20 protein-coding genes are annotated in these 20,641 nt (G+C 64.9%); 2 read left to right on the top strand and 18 right to left on the bottom strand.

From position 1 onward, the window contains the following. The 16 genes from F8K16_RS04505 to F8K16_RS04430 all read right to left on the bottom strand — a co-directional run. A partial coding sequence (locus F8K16_RS04505; RefSeq protein ID WP_294947530.1) for an ATP-binding cassette domain-containing protein occupies nucleotides 1-913 on the bottom strand: 913 nt, incomplete at its 3' end. Then, nucleotides 906-1,595: a molybdate ABC transporter permease subunit gene (modB, locus tag F8K16_RS04500; RefSeq protein WP_294947527.1), complete on the bottom strand. Its 690-nt coding sequence runs from the start codon at nucleotides 1,593-1,595 to the stop codon at nucleotides 906-908. The genes F8K16_RS04505 and modB, both read right to left, overlap by 8 nt. Then, nucleotides 1,588-2,223 carry a hypothetical protein gene (locus F8K16_RS04495; protein ID WP_294947524.1) on the bottom strand — a complete coding sequence of 212 codons (636 nt, stop codon included), beginning with the start codon at nucleotides 2,221-2,223 and terminating at the stop codon, nucleotides 1,588-1,590. The genes modB and F8K16_RS04495 overlap by 8 nt, the downstream gene beginning before the upstream one ends. After that, nucleotides 2,220-2,963 carry a molybdate ABC transporter substrate-binding protein gene (gene modA, locus F8K16_RS04490; RefSeq protein ID WP_294947521.1) on the bottom strand — a complete coding sequence of 248 codons (744 nt, stop codon included), beginning with the start codon at nucleotides 2,961-2,963 and terminating at the stop codon, nucleotides 2,220-2,222. The genes F8K16_RS04495 and modA overlap by 4 nt, the downstream gene beginning before the upstream one ends. A 71-nt stretch (nucleotides 2,964-3,034) precedes the next feature. Continuing rightward, on the bottom strand, nucleotides 3,035-5,050 hold the full coding sequence (locus tag F8K16_RS04485; protein WP_294947518.1) for a bifunctional diguanylate cyclase/phosphodiesterase: 2,016 nt from the start codon (nucleotides 5,048-5,050) through the stop codon (nucleotides 3,035-3,037). Continuing rightward, complete coding sequence (locus F8K16_RS04480; protein WP_294947516.1) at nucleotides 5,047-5,931, bottom strand: hypothetical protein; 885 nt, start codon at nucleotides 5,929-5,931, stop codon at nucleotides 5,047-5,049. The genes F8K16_RS04485 and F8K16_RS04480 overlap by 4 nt, the downstream gene beginning before the upstream one ends. A 49-nt stretch (nucleotides 5,932-5,980) precedes the next feature. Beyond that, a complete protein-coding gene (locus tag F8K16_RS04475; RefSeq protein WP_294947513.1) occupies nucleotides 5,981-7,087 on the bottom strand; it encodes a 5-(carboxyamino)imidazole ribonucleotide synthase in 1,107 nt (368 codons plus the stop codon). A 73-nt stretch (nucleotides 7,088-7,160) separates the two neighbouring features. Continuing rightward, nucleotides 7,161-7,661: a 5-(carboxyamino)imidazole ribonucleotide mutase gene (purE, locus tag F8K16_RS04470; RefSeq protein ID WP_294947510.1), complete on the bottom strand. Its 501-nt coding sequence runs from the start codon at nucleotides 7,659-7,661 to the stop codon at nucleotides 7,161-7,163. A 67-nt stretch (nucleotides 7,662-7,728) separates the two neighbouring features. Continuing rightward, on the bottom strand, nucleotides 7,729-9,237 hold the full coding sequence (locus F8K16_RS04465) for a methyl-accepting chemotaxis protein (protein ID WP_294947507.1): 1,509 nt from the start codon (nucleotides 9,235-9,237) through the stop codon (nucleotides 7,729-7,731). Beyond that, nucleotides 9,234-9,779: a PAS domain-containing protein gene (locus F8K16_RS04460; protein ID WP_294947504.1), complete on the bottom strand. Its 546-nt coding sequence runs from the start codon at nucleotides 9,777-9,779 to the stop codon at nucleotides 9,234-9,236. The genes F8K16_RS04465 and F8K16_RS04460 overlap by 4 nt, the downstream gene beginning before the upstream one ends. Nucleotides 9,780-9,851: 72 nt before the next feature. Further along, entirely contained in the window at nucleotides 9,852-10,409 is a 558-nt protein-coding gene (locus F8K16_RS04455; RefSeq protein ID WP_294947502.1) for a thioredoxin family protein, read from the bottom strand. A gap of 143 nt (nucleotides 10,410-10,552) precedes the next feature. After that, complete coding sequence (locus F8K16_RS04450; protein WP_294947499.1) at nucleotides 10,553-10,855, bottom strand: efflux RND transporter permease subunit; 303 nt, start codon at nucleotides 10,853-10,855, stop codon at nucleotides 10,553-10,555. 57 nt (nucleotides 10,856-10,912) lie between these two features. Continuing rightward, complete coding sequence (locus tag F8K16_RS04445) at nucleotides 10,913-11,233, bottom strand: hypothetical protein (protein ID WP_294947497.1); 321 nt, start codon at nucleotides 11,231-11,233, stop codon at nucleotides 10,913-10,915. After that, a complete protein-coding gene (locus F8K16_RS04440) occupies nucleotides 11,230-11,463 on the bottom strand; it encodes a thioredoxin family protein (RefSeq protein ID WP_294947494.1) in 234 nt (77 codons plus the stop codon). Before F8K16_RS04440 ends, F8K16_RS04445 begins: the two co-directional genes overlap by 4 nt. Nucleotides 11,464-11,711: 248 nt before the next feature. Continuing rightward, complete coding sequence (locus F8K16_RS04435) at nucleotides 11,712-12,173, bottom strand: hypothetical protein (protein WP_294947492.1); 462 nt, start codon at nucleotides 12,171-12,173, stop codon at nucleotides 11,712-11,714. Continuing rightward, nucleotides 12,170-13,132: a permease gene (locus F8K16_RS04430; protein ID WP_294947489.1), complete on the bottom strand. Its 963-nt coding sequence runs from the start codon at nucleotides 13,130-13,132 to the stop codon at nucleotides 12,170-12,172. Before F8K16_RS04430 ends, F8K16_RS04435 begins: the two co-directional genes overlap by 4 nt. Nucleotides 13,133-13,250: 118 nt before the next feature. Between F8K16_RS04430 and F8K16_RS04425 the strand changes: the two genes are divergently transcribed. Further along, on the top strand, nucleotides 13,251-13,601 hold the full coding sequence (locus tag F8K16_RS04425; protein ID WP_294947486.1) for a helix-turn-helix transcriptional regulator: 351 nt from the start codon (nucleotides 13,251-13,253) through the stop codon (nucleotides 13,599-13,601). Nucleotides 13,602-13,921: 320 nt separating this feature from the next. Further along, on the top strand, nucleotides 13,922-15,094 hold the full coding sequence (gene arsJ, locus F8K16_RS04420) for an organoarsenical effux MFS transporter ArsJ (RefSeq protein ID WP_294947483.1): 1,173 nt from the start codon (nucleotides 13,922-13,924) through the stop codon (nucleotides 15,092-15,094). Between the two features lie 468 nt (nucleotides 15,095-15,562). Here arsJ and ppsA read toward each other — a convergent pair whose 3' ends face one another. Next, on the bottom strand, nucleotides 15,563-17,986 hold the full coding sequence (gene ppsA / locus F8K16_RS04415) for a phosphoenolpyruvate synthase (protein ID WP_294947480.1): 2,424 nt from the start codon (nucleotides 17,984-17,986) through the stop codon (nucleotides 15,563-15,565). Further along, on the bottom strand, nucleotides 17,983-20,550 hold the full coding sequence (locus tag F8K16_RS04410; protein ID WP_294947478.1) for a plasma-membrane proton-efflux P-type ATPase: 2,568 nt from the start codon (nucleotides 20,548-20,550) through the stop codon (nucleotides 17,983-17,985). The genes ppsA and F8K16_RS04410 overlap by 4 nt, the downstream gene beginning before the upstream one ends. Nucleotides 20,551-20,641 lie beyond the last annotated feature (91 nt).

Genomic DNA, 20,641 nt, shown 5'->3' with positions numbered 1-20,641 from the left:
TGGGCAACGCCAGCTGATTGAGCGCGGAAACCTCGTCCAGCCGCTGCTTCGCCAGCAGAATCTGCGCGGCGGGAATGCGCAGCCGTACCGGCTCACCCGTCTCGAAGCCCTCCAGCGGCGCGGTGGTCAGCATGCGCGCCCCCACCGCCACCTGTCCCAGCCCCCGCTCATCCTGTGGCGTAACCACCGTGCCGAACAGCAGGGACACCGGTGCATGGGCCTGAAACAGCGGGCTCTCCGGCGAGGCCACCGCCGCCGTGATGGGCACCGGCGGTCGCACCTGCCCGTCGCCCACGAACACCACCCGATCCGCCAGCCGTTCCACCTCGTCCAGCGCGTGGGTCACCAGCAGCAGCGGCACCTGCCAGCGGGGCAGGTTGCGCTGCAGCAACCGCACCAGCGCCCTGCGGCTGTCCCGGTCCAGCGCGCTGAAGGGCTCGTCCAGCATCAGCCAGTCGGGCTGACGCAGCAGCGCCCGACCCAGCGCCACCCGCTGGCGCTGTCCGCCGGAAAGCTGATCCGGACGGCGGTTCAGCCACGGCACCAGCCCCAGCGCCTCCACCACCTGATCGAATGTGAAGCGGCGCCGGCGGGTAAAGCGCAGCGGAAAGCGCAGGTTATCCGCCACCGTCATGTGGGCAAAAAGCGGGTCCTGCTGCTGCACCAGCCCCACATGGCGCGCCTCGGGCGGCAGCGGGCGATGCCCCGGCGCCTGCCAGAGCGCATCGCCATGGCGCACGGTCAGCGTCGGCGCCGGCAGCAGGCCGGTCAGGGCGGCGACAAGCGTGGACTTGCCGGCGCCGGAAGGGCCGAACAGCACGGTCACGCCCTCACCGGGCAGGGCAAACGGTTCCGGCAGCGCAAGGGTGCGCCCCGGCGCTTCGATGCAGCCGGACAGGTGCAGCTCAGCCATGGGCCACCTGCCGGCGGTTGAGCCAGTAGACCAGCCACAGGGTGGCGAAGGAGAAGACCAGCAGCACGGCGGAAAGCGCATGAGCCGCCGGATAGTTCATGCTCTCCACCTCGTCATAGACGGCGATGGAGGCCACCTGCGTCACGCCCGGGATATTGCCGCCCACCATGAGAATGACGCCGAACTCGCCCACCGTATGGGCGAAGGTGAGCGTGATGGCCACCCAGAAGCCCCGCCGTGCCAGCGGAAACAGCACATGCCACCACCGGGCCCAGCGGGGCGCGCCGAGCGTGGCGGCCAACTCCAGCGGCGCGCGCCCCACCTGTTCGAACGCCTGCATGAGCGGATGCACCATGAACGGCAGCGAATAGAACACCGAGGCCACCACCACGCCGGTGAAGCTGAATGGCAACGTGCGGTCGGGAAACAGCGCGGCATACAGCCGCCCCACCGGGCTGTCCGGCGCCATGGCGATCAGCAGGTAGAACCCCAGCACCGTCGGCGGCAGCACCAGCGGCAGCGCCACCAGCGCTTCCCACACAGGGCGCCAGCGGCTGTGCGAGAAGGCGAGCCACAGCGCCAGCGGCGTGCCCAGCAGCAGCAGAATCGCCGTCGTCCATCCCGCCACGCGGAAGGTCAGCCACAGGCTCGTCCAGTCCACCTGCGCCAGCGGGTCAGTCATCTCCGTTCTCTCTCGTGCATTCGCGCCCGGCGCGCCACAGGGTGTAGAACAGACCGAAATAGCCGGTGAACAGCGTCAGCACCAGCGCCCGTGCCGCATAGCTGCCACGGGTGCCCAGCATGCACGCCCACAGCATCACCTGCGCGCCCAGCAGAATGCCGCGCTGGATCACCAGCAGCGCCACGCCCAGCAGAAACAGCCCCACCAGCGCCGCCTGCGGCAGATCGCCCGGAACGGCCACGCGCAGCCAGTCGATCAGCATGCCACCCACCAGTCCGGCGACCAGCATGACCATCAGCTGCGAGCGCCCGTCAGGCCCGCCCAGCGCCAGCGCATGCCACGGCCTGCGTATCACCAGCACGATCCACATCACGACGAGCACCAGCAGCAGCACCAGTCCCACCGGCCCCAGCAGGAACATGGAAAAGGCCGCCGCACTGATGGCCGGCACCATGAGCCACAGCGCCCAGCGCCCCTGCCGCGGGTGCTCCGGCGGCCGCTGCGCCAGCAGGCGGGAAAGCGACCGATACCGCCAGACCCACACCACGCTGATCACGCCCAGCAGCAGATTGAGCAGCATGATCAGCGCCATCAGCCCACCGAACAGCGCCACCCTTTCTTCCATCATCCGCTCTCCTCCGGCAGGTCATAGCCATGGCGGCGGATCAGCGTCCGTGCCGCCGGATCGTGCAGCACAAAGTCGAGAAAGGCGCGCGCCCGCTCACGCTGCGCCGGGTCACGGGCGGTGACCACCGCCGCCTGCGCCAGTGGCGCGTGATGATCCGCCGGCACCTGCCACAGCTGCGCCGCCGGCAGGCGTGCCCGCACCGCCTGACTCAGGGCCACGAACCCCAGCTCGGCATTGCCGCTGCGCACATACTCGAACGCCTGCCCAACATTTTCGCCCCGCACGGTGCGGGCGGCGTAGCGCGGCCACAGCCCCAGCTTTTTCAGTGTCTGCCGGGCCGCCAGACCATAGGGTGCGGTGCGCGGATTGGCCATGGCCAGATGACGGAAATCCCCCCTGCGGAGCCGAGCCAGTGGCTCGCCGCTGGGCGACCACAGCACCAGCCGACCCAGGGCATAGACCTGCGGCACCCCGGCCCGTCCCATGCGGTGCAGCTTGTCCGGTCGCGCCACATCGGCGGCGAAAAAGAGTCCATAGGGCGCCCCATGAGCCAGCTGGTGGAACAGTCGGCCGGTGGAGCCGGTGACAACCCTGACTTCTGCCCCACCGCGCTGCCGGTAGAGGGCGGCCAGATCCCGCAGGGTGTCGGCGAAGTTGGCCGCCGAAGCCGCCAGCAATGGCGGCTCGGCGCGAACGGGCACGACAAGCAGCAAGAGAGACAGAACAAGCAGCGCGCGCATGCGTGATATCCGGTGAGAAATAACGCCTGATTATACGGGTGGACTTCCGGGCAGGCAAAGGAAAGCCCCGTTCAGAGCAGGGAAGCGAACGGTGCCGGCGAGGACTCGAAAAGCGCGCGCGCCTCATTCTCCGGCAGCGGGCGGCTGAACAGGAAGCCCTGAAAGCGGCTGTAGCCCATCTGACGCAGGCGCTGGAGTTGCAGAGCGCTTTCCACGCCCTCCACCACCGCCTCCATCTCCAGCGTCTCGGCCAACTGGCGAACCACGCGCAGCAGGGGCGCGTCACCCTGCTCGTTGAGCGCCAGCACGAAACTGCGGTCCACCTTCAGCTCGTCCACCGGCAGGCGGTCCAGATAGCCCAGCGCCGAATAGCCTGTGCCGAAATCGTCGATGGCCAGATGCATGCCGTGGCGCTCGATTTCGGCCAGCAGCTCGGCGTGCTCTCCCAGATGGGTGATGAGCGCATCCCGCTCCAGCAGCTCCAGAATCACCTGTGAGGGTGACAGCCCCAGTGCCTCGCAGCGCGAGGCGATCATGCCGATGAATGCCGGCTCCAGCATCTGCCTGTGGATATTGAGGGAGATGCACACTCGCCCGTTATCCTTCAGCCCGGCGAGAAAGCGCAACGCCGTGTCCACCACCCACTCGCCGAAGGCGCGGGCATGCGCGGAGTTCTCCACCAGGGGAATGAACTCCGCCGGCGAGACGGGCCCGAATTCCGGATGCTCCAGCCGCGCCAGCGCCTCGAAGGCGACGATGCGCCCCTCCCGTGTCTCCACCTGTGGCTGATAGACCAGATGGAACCAGCCCTCCTCCAGCGCCCGGTGCATGTCCATGCGCAGCTGCGCCTCGCGCAGCATGCGCGCCTGCATCGCCTTGTCGAACCAGCGCACATGTCCGCCGCCCTGCCGCTTGCACTCCAGCAGGGCCACATCCACCGCCTGCAGCAGTTCGTCCACGTTCTGGCCATGATCCGGCCAGCAGGCCACACCGGCGCTGCAACTGGCCTCGATCTCGCCCGCCTCCGGCAGCGTCACCTTGAGTCGGGGCAGCCTGGGATTGACCGGTTCGCTTTTCGACTGACACCACACCAGCAGGAACTCATCACCGCCCAGCCGCCCCAGCCGGGCACTACTGCGCTGCGACCGGCAGGCACGGGCCAGATGGCGCAGCAACTCATCTCCCGCGGCATGGCCATACAACTCGTTGATGGTCTTGAAGTTGTCAATGTCCACCAGCATGACCACCACCTGATCACTGTGGGGACAGCTGGCCACCAGCCGGTCCAGCTCTTCGACGATGCCGCGCCGGTTGAGCACGCCGGTGAGGCTGTCCTCCATGGCCAGACGGTAGAGCTCGTCGTGCATCTCCCTCTGTCGACGGTGATATTCGGCAAAGCGCTCGCTCAGGCGGGCCAGCTCCTCCACCGGCAGCTGGGCGGGCAACTGGAACTCGCTGTGGGTCTGCTCCACCACTTTTGCCAGCTTTTCCATGGGACGCTGCAGCGTCTGACGCACCCTGCGCAGCAGCCACCAGATGAATGCCAGCGCGAACAGCAGCTCCAGCGTCACAAAGGTCAGATAGGGCAGAAAGTGATTGAGCAGATGCTGTCGGTTGACGGTATAGGCAACCGTAAGTGGCCTCATGCGATTTTCATGGGCATCGAAGATGCGCAGCCGCCCAACGAGACATTCGGTAGAAAAGTCCAGCGCCGGCGGCCGGGCCAGAGGCCTGCAGTGCGTGAGCGTGCGGAGTGTGGTCGCATTGAGCCGGCTGCTGGCGATCAGCCGACGGCCCCGCTCGTCATCCATCACGAGATCAATGCGTCTGAAGACCGGATGGCTGTAGACATACTGCTGAAGCAGACTGGTCAGGCTGCGACGATCCTTCCGGGAAAGGTTGCGGCGCAGATCGAACACCAGCTGGGTATGGGCGCTCTGGATTTCGTGGCTGGCCTTCTCAAGCACCTCCTGATAGGTGAAAAAGGCAAATCCGCCGCCCAGCACCAGAAGAACGGTCACCAGCAGCAGGCCCAGCTGCAGCACCAGCCGTCGCAATGGCACGGGACGGGCGGGCGCACGACTCATGGCAGCACCGTCTCCACAGGAATTCCCACCGCAGCGATGCGCTGGAGCAGATCGGAGGGCGGATGGTTGATCCACTCGATGCCCGCCATGGCCGTCTTCAGTTCGGCCACGTTCTTGATGGCAAGGAATTCGCGCACATGAGGGAAGACCGTCTCCGGCCGGGCGCGGAAGTCGTCGATGGCCCGGTCCACCACCTGCTTGAGACGGCGGAACTGTTCAAGCCGCGCCTGCAGCAGCGGGCGACGCACGAACAGCCCATCGACCACCAGCAGGGAGAGGTCCCGGGTGCTGGCCAGCAGGCGGAAGCCTTTCCTGACCATCTGCTCCATGTAGGGGCTGTAGGTCACCACCAGCGTCGGCGCCGGACGCGCCGGATCCAGCTCCGTATTGCGCATCTGATCCTGATCGTGCAGCACCAGCTTCCTGTTCGTCAGGCCGTGCTGACGCACGAACTGATCCAGCACCTCGCGGTTGACGCTGTCGGCCTCGAGAAAGACGTCGATGGGTCCGGTATCCCGTTGCAGCTGCGCCAAGGTGCGGTTGCCCACCACGCCATCGCCACCGTTGGAGCGATCCAACAGTATGGCGGGCACCAGATCCGGCACATCCCGCCGCGCCAGATGAAACTCATACTGGGTGGCGCTGAAGGCCATGGCGGTGCCGGTTTCGAACAGGGTGAGGGATTCGCCGAGGGAAACGGTGGTGAACAGACGGACGTTCAACGGCGCCAGCCAGCCGCGCGAGTCGGCATACACCAGCGGCGCATAGCCGATCCAGGCGTTGACACTGACTGTCAGCGGCTCACTGCCGAAGCGGTCGCAGCCGGCAAGTGGAGCCGCGCCGAGCGCGGCCAGTCCTTTCAACAGCGTGCGTCGCTTCATGCCGCAGAACTCCTATCGAATTCATTGGCATTATCAACGCTGTGCGTTTCTATGGCAAGAAAGGGGCCAGCACCTGCAGGCGCGCCTCCAGCTCATGGCGGCTGCCTGCCACCACATTGATGTGCCCCAGCTTGCGGCCCGGACGCTCGGCCTTGTCATACAGGTGCACATGCACGCCGGGCAGACGCAGCGCCTCCTCAACCGGGCCGGTCTCGCCGATGATGTTGATCATGGCGCACCACGGGCTGACGGGACGCGTGCTGCCCAGCGGAAGACCGACCAGCGCGCGCACATGGTTCTCGAACTGGCTGGTGTCGGCCCCCTCGATGCTCCAGTGGCCGGAATTGTGCACCCGGGGCGCCATCTCGTTGGCCACCAGTCCGTCGGCGGTGTCGAACAGCTCCAGCGCCAGCACGCCCACATAGTCGAGCCGTTCCATCAGCCTGCGCAGGTAGCCCTGCGCCGCCTGTTCCGTGTCGGGATCCACATCTTCCGCCGGCGCGCGGGTCAGCCGCAGAATGCCCTCATGATGCACATTCTCCACCAAGGGCCAGAACACCATCTGCCCATCCCGTCCACGGGCGGCCAGCATGGACAGCTCCCGCTCGAAGGGCACGAACCCCTCCACGATCAGCTCCCGTCCGCCCAATGTCCGCCACGCCTCCGGCACCTCCACCGCCGTCTTCAGGCGATACTGTCCCTTGCCGTCATAGCCGCCGGTGGTGGTCTTGGCAATGGCCGGCAGCCCGATTTCCCTCACCGCCTGCGCCAGCGCCGCCTCGCTGTCGACCACGCGGAAAGGCGCCGTGGGAATGCCCAGCTCGCGGAACAGCGTCTTTTCCCGCCCGCGGTGCTGGCTGTAGTAGAGGGCGTCCCGCCCGGGCAGCACCGGTACGCCAGCGGCTTCGATGGCGTCCACCACGGCAGGATCGGTGTTCTCGCTCTCGTAGGTGACCACATCGGCCCAGTTGATCAGTTGCTCCAGAGCGTCCACCTCATCGTCATGGGTGAACATGTGCCCCAGCATGGCGGAGGGTTCGTCCTTCGAGAAGCCGTAGAAACCGAACTTCTGCCCCAGCGGATAGCCGGCCATGGCGAGCATGCGGCCCAGCTGGCCGGCACCGAGAATGCCGATATTGCGGGTAATGGGCGTCATGGGTGCTCCTGAAACGAAAAAACCGCAGGTCATTTTACCTGCGGTTTTCCGTGGAAACGGGCTGGATGAACGATCAGTCCTCGCGCGGGTCGGGATGGGCCAGCACCGCGTCCGTCTGGGCCTGACGCCAGGCACGCAGCGCTTCGCGCACCCGGGGATCCTCATTGGCGACGATCTGGGCGGCGAGAATGCCCGCGTTCTTGGCGCCCGCCTCGCCGATGGCCAGGGTGCCCACCGGCACCCCGCCGGGCATCTGCACGATGGACAGCAGAGAGTCCTGCCCGTTGAGCGCGCGGGATTTGACCGGCACGCCCAGCACCGGCACCAGCGTCTTGGCCGCCACCATGCCCGGCAGATGCGCCGCGCCGCCGGCGCCGGCGATGATCACCTTCAGGCCACGGCCTTCGGCCTGCTCGGCGTACTGAAACATCAGATCCGGCGTGCGGTGGGCGGAAACCACGCGCACCTCGTAGGGCACGCCCAACTCGTCCAGCATGGCCGCCGCGTGCCGCATGGTGGGCCAGTCGGATTTCGAGCCCATGATGATGCCGACTTTGGGTGACTGCGCGCTCATAAGCAAAAAGCCCCTTTCACGAGAAAGGGGCGCATTTTAGCCATCATCCTTTGAAAATCAACAACTTTCAGCAACCGTGCTTCTCGCACATCATGCGGTCGATCAGCTCGATCACTTTTTCGCTGCCCTCTTCGGCCTGCTTCATGGCCTCGACAATGCCGTTGAGCACCGTCTCATCGTGCATCCAGTCCTCCTTGGAAAGCGCAAGCGCTCTGTGCACACCCTGATGCACCTGTGCATGCCACTTCTCCAGTTCGCGGTAGGCGTTGAGCTCGTGGAAGGCCTCGTAACCGTGGCCTTCGTAATACCATTTGCCCAGCCGGCAGTTGTGGTGATCCACCGCGACCGCCTGCGCCTCCTCGCCTTCGCCGGCACGCTCCACGGCAATGTAGCCGCGCTGCATGTAGAGAATGTGATCCACCTTGACCAGCGTGCCGAACAGCCAATCCTCGCTCTCGCGCAGAGCACGCAGCATCTGCTCGGACTTGCGCGCCACCTCCTCGAACAGCTGGCTGAAGCGCATCATGGCCTCGTGCACCTGCTGGGTGTCCTCCTGCATGCCCTGGGTGGTGGTCACCATGGCACCGATACGCTGCTGAAGATCTCCAATGAGGGTGCTGATCTGCTCGGTGGCCTGACCGGTGCGGCTCGCCAGCGCGCGCACCTCGTCGGCCACGACGGCGAAGCCCCGGCCGTGCTCGCCGGCCCGCGCCGCCTCGATGGCGGCGTTGAGTGCCAGCAGGTTGGTCTGCTCGGCGATGTCGCTGATGATGTCCACGGTGTCACCGATCTCGCGACTGGCCTCGTCCAGCACCCCGGCGGACTGGCCCATCTCGTCCATCTGCTCGGCGAACTCCTGAATGGTGCGCGCCAGCTGCTGCAGCTGGGCTTCGCTGTCCACCGCCACCTGGCGGTTCTGCTCGGACAGTTGCAGGGCATCCTCCAGCTTGTCCTTGACGGTGGTAACCGACTGCTGGTTCTTGAACAGATTGGGAATCAGCCGGCTGGTGTTGAGATGATGCAGCTCGCTGAGCAGGCGGTTCCTGCGGGAGAAGCTGGCCGCCTGCTCCATGGCTTCCAGTGCGGTGCGGATGTCACGCAGGGTGCGGCGCCAGTTGCCCGGATAGCCCTTTCCAATAGGCACGCGGTCGAAGTCCTCCCGTGCCGCCGCGCTGAAGCAGGTGTTGACCTCCTTGAGATAGGACTCGACGATGTCGAGGAAGTCGTTGATGTCCCACGCCAGCGTGCCCAGCTCACCCATGCAGCGGGTGTTGGCGGTGATGCGCTGACTGGTGTTGCCCCTGAGCGCGGCGTTGATCACCTTGTCGATCTCGCTGATGAGGTTGACGCTGCGCTTGATGAAGCGCAGTGACCAGAGCGCCTTGACGACCATGCCCAGCGCCAGCGCCCACAGCACCCAGCCGAGGGGGTCCAGCCCGTGTGTGAAACCGTAGGCGATGGCGATGGCCCATACCACCACGAATGAAATGGCGGTATGCAGCATGCCCTGATCCCACATCTTGAGCGCGCCGGCGCTCAGGTGCCCACGGGAAAACAGACGTTCCGGCTTCATCATGCCTCACCTCCTGCCTGCCCGGCGTGCCTGAGATAGGTCTGCAGCATGAAGTCCCGGTAGGAGGCAAATCCTGCCGCCTCCACCTGCTCCATGAGCCACTTTTCCGCCGCGTCCATGCCCTCGCCGGCCTCGATGCGGCGCAGCTCGGCATAGAGTTCGCCCGCCAGCTGCTTGAGCGGCTCCGGCAGCGGGCGGCGGATGGAGTAGTAGCCGATGGCCTGACCGTCACGGTAGTCGGTGGTGACATTGGCAAACACCCAGTAGTGGTCGCCGCTGGCGGTGATGTTCTTGACCATGCCGAACCACTCCTCGCCGCTCTGGAGGGTCTTCCACAGGTGGCGGAAGGCCGTGCGCGGCATGTCCGGATGACGGATGACGTTGTGGGGCCGGCCGAGCAGCTCGGTGTAGGGAAACTCCGACACCTCCATGAAGGCACGGTTGACATAGGTGATGGTGCCGCGCAGATCGGTCTTGGAGACGATCATGCGCTCACCGGTAAACGGCTTCTCCCGCCCCGTGGGCGTGATGGTCTGACGTGCCATGAACACTCCTCTTCAGGCTGACTTGACATCAGACGATCAGCAATTCCTGTGCCAGGAATGAGGTTTTCCCTGTCAATCGCGCCACTTGATGGAGCAGCCCATGGAGGGAATCTGGTCTTCGGGGCCGCGCCCCGTCTCGGCCACCTGCACCATGGCCTCGAACAGCTCACGCCGGGCGTCTTCCGGCGCCGGCTCCTTGCGGGAGGCGTCCAGCCGGCCACGGTATTGCAGTTTGAGGTCCCGGTTGTAGCCGAAGAAGTCGGGCGTGCACACGGCGCCGAACGCGCGGGCCACTTCCTGCGTCTCGTCATACACATAGGGAAAGGGGAAGTCCCATTCCCGCGCCACCTTCTTCATGTTGTCGAAGGAGTCCTCCACATACTGCGTGGGATCATTGGACATGATGGCGATGCTGTTGATGCCATGCTCGTCCCGCAGCTGACGGGCATCCCGCACCAGCCGCGGCAGGATGGCCTTCACGTAGGGACAGTGGTTGCAGATGAACATCACCAGCAGCCCGTTTTCGCCGCGGGCCTTCTCCAGCGTCCAGATCTCGCCGTCCACGCCCGGCAGAGCGAAATCCGGCGCAGGTTTGTCAAACTCACAGACGGGCGTCACCAGACTGACCATAAGCGTTCTCCTTGTGTGTGCTGTTCTTTGTCTTGTTCATGGGGTCTCCCCTATTTTTGCACAGCGGCAATTTTTCGCCGTGTGAAATTCCCATGAAAAAAGGGGCGCGGAGCCCCTTTTAATCACTTTTTGACTGATTTGCATCAATATTTTGCATAAATGCGGTGCCTGGCACTCTCCAGCAGGTGGAAGAACACGGGTACCACCACCAGCGTGAGGAAGGTGCCGGTAATCAGGCCACCGATGGCCACCACCGCCAGCGGTGACAGGCGCTCGATGCCCACCGCCCACTCCAGCGCGATGGGGATCATGCCCACGCCCGCCGCGGTGGCGGTCATGAGGATGGGCCGGGTGCGCAGGTCCACCGCCTTGAGCAGCGCCTCGCGCAGCCCCATGCCCTCCTCCAGCCCCACTTGGGCAAAGTCCACAGGATCAGTTCGAGCCACGACCGGCCCAGCCGTTTGCCGCGCTCAGCAGCATTCCCGCCAGAAGAACCGTCCGTTTCATGCTCCTTCTCCCTCCTTGCCATCTGTCAGCGCCGCCAGCGCGCGGGCGATCTCCTCCGTGCTCAGCCAGCCCTCGTGCCGCCAGCCGGGCGCGGCCAGCGCCGGCAGCCGCCCGATGCCCGCCTCCGCCCAGGCCAGCGGGTCGCGCACATAGTGCAGCCGCGCCCGCAACGGCAACGTGCGCAGGGCGCAGTTGACCCGTTTGGCCAGTTTGGCCGTCTCGTTGCGGCTGCCGTAGAGGGTCAGCTCGATCAGCGGCCAGTCCGAACGGTGGTCGTTGATGATCTCCCCCTGAACCGGCAGGGCGCAGTGGCTCACTTGAGCCAGCCCGCAATCTGGTCACGGCCGGGCACGCCACCGGCGTGCACCACCTTGCCGTCAATCACCACACCCGGGGTGGACATGACGCCATAGCTCATGATCTGGGCGATGTCTTCCACCTTTTCGATGTTGACCTCCACGCCCAGTTCTCTGGCCACCTCTTCAATCAGCCTGGCGGTGGTCTGGCAGTTGGCGCAGCCGGAACCGAGGACTTTGATTTCTTTCATGGTTTTCTCCTTTTTACAAAATTCTGACTTGCTGTGACTGATAAGCCTGCGTAGCGATTTGTACCCCCTGTCGGGCGGACAGACCAGCTCGCTCATGGGTTCCGCCATCAAGTGGTTGTAAGGCCGGGCCGGGCGCGGCGCAAACTCCCTGCGGTCAGACATGCGCCGCGCACTTCCGGCCCTGATGCCAACAACCACCAGGATGGCTCCACAAATCGCATCGCCGCTCTGTTCGCCCTCTACAAAGATCAGCCACAGCATCCTTTTGGTGTGGTCACATCGTCATCACCGCCACAACAACCGGACGATTCCGCGCTGTCCTCACCACAGCAGCCGGACGACTCCACACGCTCTTCGCCACAGCAGCTGCTGCTTTCACTCTCGCAGCAACCCTCGTCCGCGTTGTCCGCCGGGGTACAGCAGCTATCTCCTTCGCAGTCACAGGGGGCGGATTTGTCGATCTCCAGCTGGCTGATGCCGTCGATCAGCGCCTGCGGCCCGGCTCTGAACAGGGCGACGGTATTGGCATGGGCCTGATCGCGCATGGCCGCGGCGATCTCCACCGCCTGGTCGATCTGATGCTGCGGCACGCCTGCCTTGAGCAGTTCCTGCTCCAGCAGCCACGCCTGTTTGAGGCACTTGCTGGCGATGGCGGCGCCCAGCGCCACCAGGTTCTGAATGTTTTTGTGCAGTTGCGGTTGTTGAGTCATATCAGATGCTCCAGAAAGTTGAACAGATAGCCCACCACAATGAAGCTGACCGCCAGCACGGCGACGAACCGGGCGATCAGCGGCAGTTTGATCACCTTGCGCAGAATGAGCATCTCCGGCAGGGAGAGCGCGGCGATGCTCATCATCAGCGCAAGCGTGGTGCCCAGCGGCACGCCCTTGCTGAGCAAGGCCTCCACCACCGGCACCACACCGGTGGCGTTGGAATAGAGCGGCACGCCGAGGATGACCACCGCCGGCACCGACCACCAGTCGCCGCCGGAGAGGTGTTCGCTCACCCAGCTCTGGGGCACGAAGCCGTGGAACAGCGCCCCCAGCGCCACGCCAGCCAGCACCCATTTCCAGATGCGTCCGACGATCTCCTTCACCTCCTGCATGGCGAAGCGGTGGCGGCCCGCCAGCGAGGTGTCCTGCTCGATGGCCGGGGTTTCGCCCATGTGGATCTTCCACACATACTCTTCCACCCAGCGCTCCGGCTTCATCTTCTGCAGGATGATGCCGCCGAACCAGGCCACCACCATGCCGGCGATGACATAGAGGACGGCGATCTTCCAGCCGACGATGGTGGCCAGCAGCACCACCGCCACCTCGTTGATCATGGGGCTGGCGATCAGAAACGAGAAGGTGACTCCCAGCGGAATGCCCGCCTCTACGAAGCCGATGAACAGCGGAATGGAGGAACAGGAACAGAAGGGGGTGATCGCCCCCAGCGTGATGGCCAGCGCACGCTGCAGCCACACCGGCTTGCCGCGCAGATACTCGCGTACCCGCTCCGGTGACACCATGGCCCGCAGCAGCCCCATCACGTAGATGATCACCACCAGCAGGAAGAAAATCTTGGCGGTGTCCATGACGAAGAACTGCACCGCCTGGCCCAGATGACTCTCCGGACTCAGTCCCAGCAGCGAGTAGGCGACCCAGTCGCCCAGTGCCTGAAACATGGATCAGCGTCCTCCGTGATGACAAGGTATGACATTACTTTATTCGGATATGCGGATATATGCAAGAACAAATCCGGTATGACACAATATGGACACACCGTTTCCGGGAAAAGACAAAATGATGGAACAGGCAAGCGGGTTCTTCAAACTGCTGAGCGAGCCGGTGCGGCTGCGGCTGGTCGCCCTGCTGATGGATGGCGAAAGCCACTGCGTGTGCGATCTGGTGAGCGTGCTGGGACTGCCCCAGAGCACGGTGTCACGCCATCTGTCGCTGCTGCGCAATGGCGGTCTGGTGCTGGCGGAACGCCAGGGCACCTGGATGCACTACCGCCTCAATCCAGACCTCTCCGACTGGCAGCGGCAGGCGCTGGAAGCGGTGCGCCAGCTGAAGGCGACGGATGATCAGCTCAGGAGGGATGACGCCGCGCTGAATCAGGCACTGTGCAGCAAGGGCGGCTGCACGGGCTGACCGGCACGACCTCTGCCACCGCCCTCATCCGCCCGCACAGGCGTTCCTGCCCGGTGCCCGGCAAAAGCCGTTAGACCCCCCAGAGCGACGGTGCCATCAGCGTCCGTCTCCCCGCATCACTCACGGCCCGGGACGCCCTGTCACAAAATGTTCATGCTTCACCATACATCATGCTTATAGAGTTCCCTTATCCGCATAAACGAATAAAGGCAGATGCATCATGAAGATTCATGCGGCCATCAGGCGGCTTCTGCCGCCGCCGGTGCTGGCGCGCAAGGTGGGCCGGCTCAACCGGGCCGCCGCGCGCTGAGGAGCACGCCATGTCGCCCCGGCTGAAGCAGTACGCCCTCATCACCGGCAACTACTGGGCCTTCACCATCACCGACGGCGCCATCCGCATGCTGGTGCTGTTCTACTTCTACCAGCTGGGCTATTCGCCGTTCGCCATCGCCACTCTGTTCATCCTCTACGAGCTGGCCGGCGTGTTCACCAACCTCGTCGGCGGCTGGCTGGGGGCGCGCCATGGCCTCAACCGCACCATGAACATGGGACTGGCGTTGCAGATCGTGGCGCTGATGATGCTGACCGTGCCCGATCAGTATCTGTCCGTGGCCTGGGTGATGTTCGCCCAGATGCTCTCCGGCATCGCCAAGGATCTCAACAAGATGTCGGCCAAATCCAGCGTCAAGCTGCTGGCGGATGATGCCTCCGGCCAGCTCTATCGCTGGGTGGCGGCATTGACCGGCTCCAAGAATGCCCTGAAAGGCGTGGGCTTCTTCGTAGGTGCGGCGCTGCTGGAGTGGATCGGCTTCCGCCCGGCACTGATGCTGCTTTCTGCCATGCTGGCGGTGGTGCTGACCGGCTCGCTCATCTGGCTCAGGACCGATCTGGGCAAGGCAAAGGCCAAAAGCCGGTTCCGCGAGATTTTTTCCAAGTCCGCCGCGCTCAACTGGCTGTCTGCGGCGCGCTTCTTTCTGTTTTCGGCGCGGGATGTATGGTTCGTAGTGGCGCTGCCGGTCTATCTGGAAGGCGTGCTCGGCTGGTCGTTTGTTGAGAGCGGCGGCTTTCTCGCCACCTGGGTCATCGGCTACGGTTTCATTCAGGGCATCAGCCCCCGGCTGACCGCCCGGCTGACCCCCCACCCCACGGCGGGCACCGCCAGTCTGCTGGCCTTCGTACTCGCCGCCGTGCCCTTCGCCATGGCGGCGCTGTTTCCGCTCTCTCCCACCGCCACGCTGCTGATCGGTCTGGCGCTGTTCGGCGTGCTGTTCGCCCTCAACTCCGCCGTGCACTCCTATCTGGTGGTGGCCATGGCCACGGAGGATGGGGTTTCCAGGGATGTGGGCTTCTACTACATGGCCAATGCCGGCGGGCGGCTGCTGGGTACGGTGCTCTCCGGCGCGCTCTATCAGGCGGGCGGCATGGAGATGGTGCTGCTCTGCTCCGGCACCTTCATCCTGCTGGCGGCCATGCTGGTGCGCAAGACCGGTTGAAACGCCTCCCAGCAGCGTTTTTTCCGGCACGCGCGAGGCGCGGTCGGACGGCATTCGGCAAAAATGGGGGAGACCCCGTTGCAGACCGGCTTATCCGGCGTGAACAGTCCACTTCTGCGGATTTTTTCCCGGTGCGGTGGCAGGACACTTGCCAAAATGAGGGGAGACCCCGTTGCCCATACCTTTTCCGGGCGAAAAAACCTTCAGAGGCGGCATGACGGTGGTTTTCCGCAGCGGGGCGACACGGGCAGCCTGCAAAATCGGGGGAGACCCCGTTCTGACGGCCCCTTTCCGGCATGGAAGCAACTTTTGCAGGCATTTTTGCGGCGCGCTGGCAGCGCGGTGACACGGCGTCGGGCAAAATCAGGGGAGACCCCGTGGTTTGCGGCCTGACAGCGCCCACGGCGGCGGGTCGCCCGCCTGCCAGCCGCCCCAAAGAGGCATCGACCTGATGCCGCCGGAGGACGGTCAGGCCTGTGCCGCCAGCGCCCTTTCCACCTCGACCACTCGCTGCCAGGTGAGCAGAAAGGCATCCGGGTTGAGGCTGATGGCGTCAACGCCATGGCGCACCAGAAACTCCGCCACTTCCGGATAGTCGGACGGGGCCTGTCCGCACAGGCTGGAATGGATGCCGTTGCGGCGGCAGCCCTCGATGGCCAGACGGATCATCTCCAGCACGCCGGGATCACGTTCGTCATAGTCCCGCGCCACCCTGTCGGAATCCCGATCCACGCCCAGGGTGAGCTGGGTCAGGTCGTTGGAACCGATGCTGAAGCCATCGAAATGGCGGGCGAAGGCATCGGCCTGAATGACGTTGTTGGGAATCTCGCACATCATGTAGATCTGAAGGCCGTTCTCACCCCGCTTCAACCCATTTTCCGCCAGCACCTCGACCACCTGCTCCGCCTCCTTCACCGTGCGGCAGAAGGGAATCATGGGGATGATGTTGTCCATGCCGATCACCTCCCGCGCCCGCCTGATGGCGGCGCACTCCAGTGCGAAGGCGGACCGGTAGTCCGGATCCACATAGCGGGCGGCGCCGCGGAAGCCGAGCATGGGGTTGGCCTCCTGCGGCTCAAAAACGTCTCCGCCGATCAACTGGGCGTATTCGTTGGACTTGAAATCGGAAGTGCGCACCACGCAGGGCCTGGGCCATACGGCGGCGGCGATGGTGGCGATGCCCTCCGACAGGGTGGTGATGAAAAAGCGCTCGGCATCCCCATCAAAAGGCACCAGAAGCTGCTCGATCCGGGCGCGGATGTCCGCATCCAGCCGGTCCATTTCCAGCAGCGCCCTGGGATGCGCCTTGATGGCGTTGTTGATGACAAACTCCATGCGCGCAAGGCCGACACCGTCGGCGGGCAATGCCGCCAGCGAGAAGGCCAGATCGGGATTGCCCACGTTAAGCATCAGCTCCGTCTTCGGACGGGGGAGCTGGCTGAGATCGGTCTTTTCCACATGCCATTTGAGCCGGCCGGCATAGACGCGGCCCACCTCGCCCTCGGCGCAGGAGACGGTCACCTCTTCGCCATTGCGCAGCACTTCGGTGGCGTTGCCCGTGCCCACGATTGCGGGCAGGCCCAGCTCCCGCGCCACGATGGCGGCGTGGCAGGTGCGCCCGCCCCGGTTGGTGACGATGGCGCTGGCCCGCTGCATCACCGGCTCCCAGTCGGGCGTGGTGATGTCGGCCACCAGCACTTCGCCATCCCGGAAGCTGTCCAGCTCGCTCACATCCCGGATCACCCGCACGGGGCCGGCGGCGATTTTCGTGCCCACCGCCAGCCCTTCGATGCGCACCGGCCCGGTCTCGTCCAGCACGTAACGGGTCAGCACCGTGCCTCTGCGCACGGAGTGAACCGTCTCTGGACGGGCCTGCACCATGTAGAGCTGCCCGTCCAGCCCGTCCCTGGCCCACTCCATGTCCATGGGCTGGTCGTGGCCATAGACCTGCTCCCGATAATGGCGCTCCACCTTGATGGCGTAGTCGGCCAGCACCATCACCTCCTCATCGGTCAGGGCGTAGCGCTGGCGCTCCTCCGGGGTGGTATCCACATTGCGGGTGAACTCCACGGCGATGTTGTCGGTATTGAGGGTGTCGGAGAAGATCATCTTGATCTGCTTGCGCCCCAGCCGACGCTTGAGCACCGCCCGATGCCCCTTCTCGAAGGTGGGCTTGTGCACATAGAAGGTGTCGGGATCCACCGCCCCCTGCACCACATTCTCACCCAGACCGTAAGCGGCATTGATGAACACCACGTCACGAAAGCCGGTCTCCGTATCCAGCGAGAACATCACTCCGCTGGCCCCCACATCGGAGCGCACCATCTTCATCACGGTAACGGCGTTCCAGGTGGTGAAGTGGCTGATGCCCTTGTCAATGCGGTAGTGGATGGCCCGGTCGGTGAACAGGGAGGCGAGACAGCGTCGGTAGGCGTCCAGCAGCGCCTCATCGCCCTGAATGTTCAGGTAGGTGTCGTGCTGGCCGGCGAAGGAGGCGCCGGGCGAGTCCTCCGCCGTGGCGGAGCTGCGCACCGCAAGCGACAGGGTGTCGCCATACTCCTCGCGCAGTTTCGCATAGCCGGCGAGAATCTCCTCCCGGATCTCTGCCGGCAGCTCCAGCGACAGGATCAGTGCCCGCGCCGCCTGCCCCCGCTGCTGCAGCTGGGCCACATCATCGGGGTCGATGTCGTCCAGCAGTTCATGCAGCCTGTCCCAGGCCCCATGCACGTCCAGCAGATGACGGTAGGCCGCCGCGGTGACGGCGAAACCGTTGGGCACCCGCACGCCCAGCGGTGTCAGCGCCCGATACATCTCCCCCAGATTGGCGTTCTTGCCCCCCACTTCCAGCACGTCCTGCGCGCCGATCTCGGCAAACCACTTGATGAACTTCATAGCACGTCAACCCCCTTCCTGCGGCGGTAGTAGCGCACCACCGCCACCTTGACCGCGTCATTGAACACAAACCACGCCAGCGCGTAGGCCCAGATGATGCCCGCCCACTGCCAGCCGATGGGCGTGATCAGCCCGAAGCCATAGACGGCGATGACCGTACCGATCAGCGCCGTGGCCTGAGAAGTCCAGAACAGCTTGGCCGAAGGCCAGGGCCGTCTGAAGAACCAGGTGTCGATGCGGGTGTTGAAGATGGTGTTGTGCCCCGCCACCACCAGCTTGGTGAAGAACAGCGTCTGGATGAACTCATGCGGCAGGTTGAACCAGGTCATCACGATCCAGAACAGCGTGAAGGACGAGACCACCCCCGCCAGCCCCAGCCAGCTGGAGAGCACCAGCATCTCGTGCATGTCCCAGCGCACCGGGTGCTGCGGGTGGTGGGTGTTGTCGGTGGCGATCATCAGAATCGGCAGGTCATTGAGCAGCGCCAGCAGGATGATCATGATCGCCGTCACCGGATAGAACTGGAAGATGGTGATCGCCAGCGTCATGAAGAAGATGATGCGCAGCGTCTCGGCGATGCGGTAGATGGTGTAGCTCTTCATGCGCTCGAAGGTGACCCGCGCCACATCGATCGCCTCCACGATCACCTTCAGCCCCGGCTGGGTGAGCACGATGTCCGCCGCCGCCCGCGCTGCGTCGGTGGCCCCTTCCACCGCGATGCCGCAGTCGGCCTTCTTCAGCGCCGGGGCGTCGTTGACCCCGTCGCCGGTCATGCCGACGATGTGATCCGCCTTCTGCAGCTCATCGACGATGAAATACTTGTCCTCAGGGAACACCTGCGCGAAGCCGTCCGCCTGCTCGATCAGGCGGATGATCTCCGACTCGTGCCGCCGCACCGAGCCGCTCGGCAGCGGGCGCTGATGCAGCTCATCCTTGACCGTCTCCACGATCTGGCGGCTCAGACGCCGGATTTCTTCCTCGCTGCGCGCCGCCCCCAGCACCTTGACGAAGGCCTCGGAGAGCACCTCCGCCAGCACCAGATATTCCTCCATGGACTGGCCACGCAGCTCGCGCACGTCAAGGATGTTGTCGCCAATGTCCAGCATGCGGGCGATGTGGCGGGCCACCGCCAGGTTGTCGCCGGTGACCATCTTCACCGTCACCCCCTGCGCCTTGGCCTGCCGCACCGCCTCGCGGGAATCCTCCCGCGGCGGGTCGAACAGCGGGATCAGGCCGATGAGGTCGAAGCGGTCGCTCTTCTCCCGCCTCACCGCCACGCCCAGCGTGCGGTAGCCGTCTGCAGCCAGCGCATCGATGGCCGCCTGCACCTGCTCCCGCTTCTCCAGCGGCAGCTCGCACAGGCCCAGCACCACCTGCGGCGCCCCCTTGACCACGGTGAGGGTTTCGCCATCGAGCGCCACCTTCGCCTCGGTGCGCTTGCGGACCGGGTCGAAGGGAATGAAGCTTTCCACCCGCGCGCCGTTCAGCCGCTCGCTCAGTCCGTTCTGCTCCAGCCATTGAAAAATCGGCTGCTCGATGGGATCGTTGTTCTCCCGTCGGCTGGCCAGCGCCGCCATGAGGAACAGTTCCTCCGCCGTGTGCTCGCCATAGAGCCACGGCTCGGCCAGGGTCATGCGGTTCTGGGTCAAAGTGCCGGTCTTGTCGGAGCAGAGCACGTCCATGCCCGCCAGCTCCTCGATGGCCGCCAGCCGGCTGACGATGGCCTGCCGCCGCGCCAGCGCCATGGCCCCCACCGCCATGGTCACCGTCAGCACCGCCGGCATGGCCACCGGAATGGCCGATACCGTCAGCACCAGCGAGAAGATGAGCAGCTCGATGGGCGACTCGTGCCGCCACAGCCCCACCGCCACGATGATGGCCACCATCACCAGCGTGATGGCGATGAGGAAGTTGCCCACCCGGATGACCATGCGCTGGAAGTGGCTGCGCGCCTCCCGCTCCGCCCGGGCCACCAGCTTGACCGTCTTGCCGAAGAAGGTGTTGGCGCCGGTGGCGGTCACCTGCGCCACCATCTCCCCCTGCTTGATGACGCTGTTGGCATACAGCTCGTCACCTGCGCGCTTCTGCACCGGCAGGGATTCCCCCGTCAGCGCCGACTGATCCACCAGCAGATAGTCGCCATCCAGCAGCTTCGCGTCCGCCGGCACAATGTCGCCGATGCGCAGACGGATCACATCCCCCGGCACCAGCTCCCGCGCCGGAATCGTCTGCCACTGGCCGTCCCGGCAGACGATGGCCGTGCGCGCCAGCTTCTTCTTCAGCGCCGCCACCGCGCTGAGCGCCTTGGATTCCTGATAGAAATCCACAATGGCGTTGACCAGCAGCAGAATCATGATGATGGTGAAATCCTCCCAGCGCTGCACCGCCGCGGAGAGCATGGCCGCCACCTCGATCATCCACGGAATCGGCCCCCAGAAGCGCCTGAGCAGCCGCAGCCACCCGGGCACGCTCCTTTCGCGGATCTCGTTGGGGCCGACCTCACTGAGCTTCTGCTCCGCCGTCTCACTGTCCAGACAGGGATAGACGTGTTCGGTCTTCTCCATGCATCGCACTCCGGATTTTTTTACGAGTTTAACGCCACAACCGTGCCTTGCGGCAAAAATGGGGCGATAATTGATCCGCCGCAAGCGCGCG

Source organism: Sulfurivirga sp. (assembly GCF_015490265.1).
GTDB lineage: Bacteria > Pseudomonadota > Gammaproteobacteria > Thiomicrospirales > Thiomicrospiraceae > Sulfurivirga.
The sequence above is the reverse complement of the archived record's forward strand: the minus strand, read 5'-3'. Positions and strand labels throughout refer to the sequence as shown.

Excerpts from the sequence above, each read along its gene's own strand:
- modB (WP_294947527.1), bottom strand. The coding sequence starts at position 1,595 with ATGACTGACCCGCTGGCGCAGGTGGACTGGACGAGCCTGTGGCTGACC.
- F8K16_RS04495 (WP_294947524.1), bottom strand. The coding sequence starts at position 2,223 with ATGATGGAAGAAAGGGTGGCGCTGTTCGGTGGGCTGATGGCGCTGATC.
- modA (WP_294947521.1), bottom strand. The coding sequence starts at position 2,963 with ATGCGCGCGCTGCTTGTTCTGTCTCTCTTGCTGCTTGTCGTGCCCGTT.
- F8K16_RS04485 (WP_294947518.1), bottom strand. The coding sequence starts at position 5,050 with ATGAGTCGTGCGCCCGCCCGTCCCGTGCCATTGCGACGGCTGGTGCTG.
- F8K16_RS04480 (WP_294947516.1), bottom strand. The coding sequence starts at position 5,931 with ATGAAGCGACGCACGCTGTTGAAAGGACTGGCCGCGCTCGGCGCGGCT.
- F8K16_RS04475 (WP_294947513.1), bottom strand. The coding sequence starts at position 7,087 with ATGACGCCCATTACCCGCAATATCGGCATTCTCGGTGCCGGCCAGCTG.
- purE (WP_294947510.1), bottom strand. The coding sequence starts at position 7,661 with ATGAGCGCGCAGTCACCCAAAGTCGGCATCATCATGGGCTCGAAATCC.
- F8K16_RS04465 (WP_294947507.1), bottom strand. The coding sequence starts at position 9,237 with ATGATGAAGCCGGAACGTCTGTTTTCCCGTGGGCACCTGAGCGCCGGC.
- F8K16_RS04460 (WP_294947504.1), bottom strand. The coding sequence starts at position 9,779 with ATGGCACGTCAGACCATCACGCCCACGGGGCGGGAGAAGCCGTTTACC.
- F8K16_RS04455 (WP_294947502.1), bottom strand. The coding sequence starts at position 10,409 with ATGGTCAGTCTGGTGACGCCCGTCTGTGAGTTTGACAAACCTGCGCCG.
- F8K16_RS04440 (WP_294947494.1), bottom strand. The coding sequence starts at position 11,463 with ATGAAAGAAATCAAAGTCCTCGGTTCCGGCTGCGCCAACTGCCAGACC.
- F8K16_RS04435 (WP_294947492.1), bottom strand. The coding sequence starts at position 12,173 with ATGACTCAACAACCGCAACTGCACAAAAACATTCAGAACCTGGTGGCG.
- F8K16_RS04430 (WP_294947489.1), bottom strand. The coding sequence starts at position 13,132 with ATGTTTCAGGCACTGGGCGACTGGGTCGCCTACTCGCTGCTGGGACTG.
- F8K16_RS04425 (WP_294947486.1), top strand. The coding sequence starts at position 13,251 with ATGATGGAACAGGCAAGCGGGTTCTTCAAACTGCTGAGCGAGCCGGTG.
- arsJ (WP_294947483.1), top strand. The coding sequence starts at position 13,922 with ATGTCGCCCCGGCTGAAGCAGTACGCCCTCATCACCGGCAACTACTGG.
- ppsA (WP_294947480.1), bottom strand. The coding sequence starts at position 17,986 with ATGAAGTTCATCAAGTGGTTTGCCGAGATCGGCGCGCAGGACGTGCTG.
- F8K16_RS04410 (WP_294947478.1), bottom strand. The coding sequence starts at position 20,550 with ATGGAGAAGACCGAACACGTCTATCCCTGTCTGGACAGTGAGACGGCG.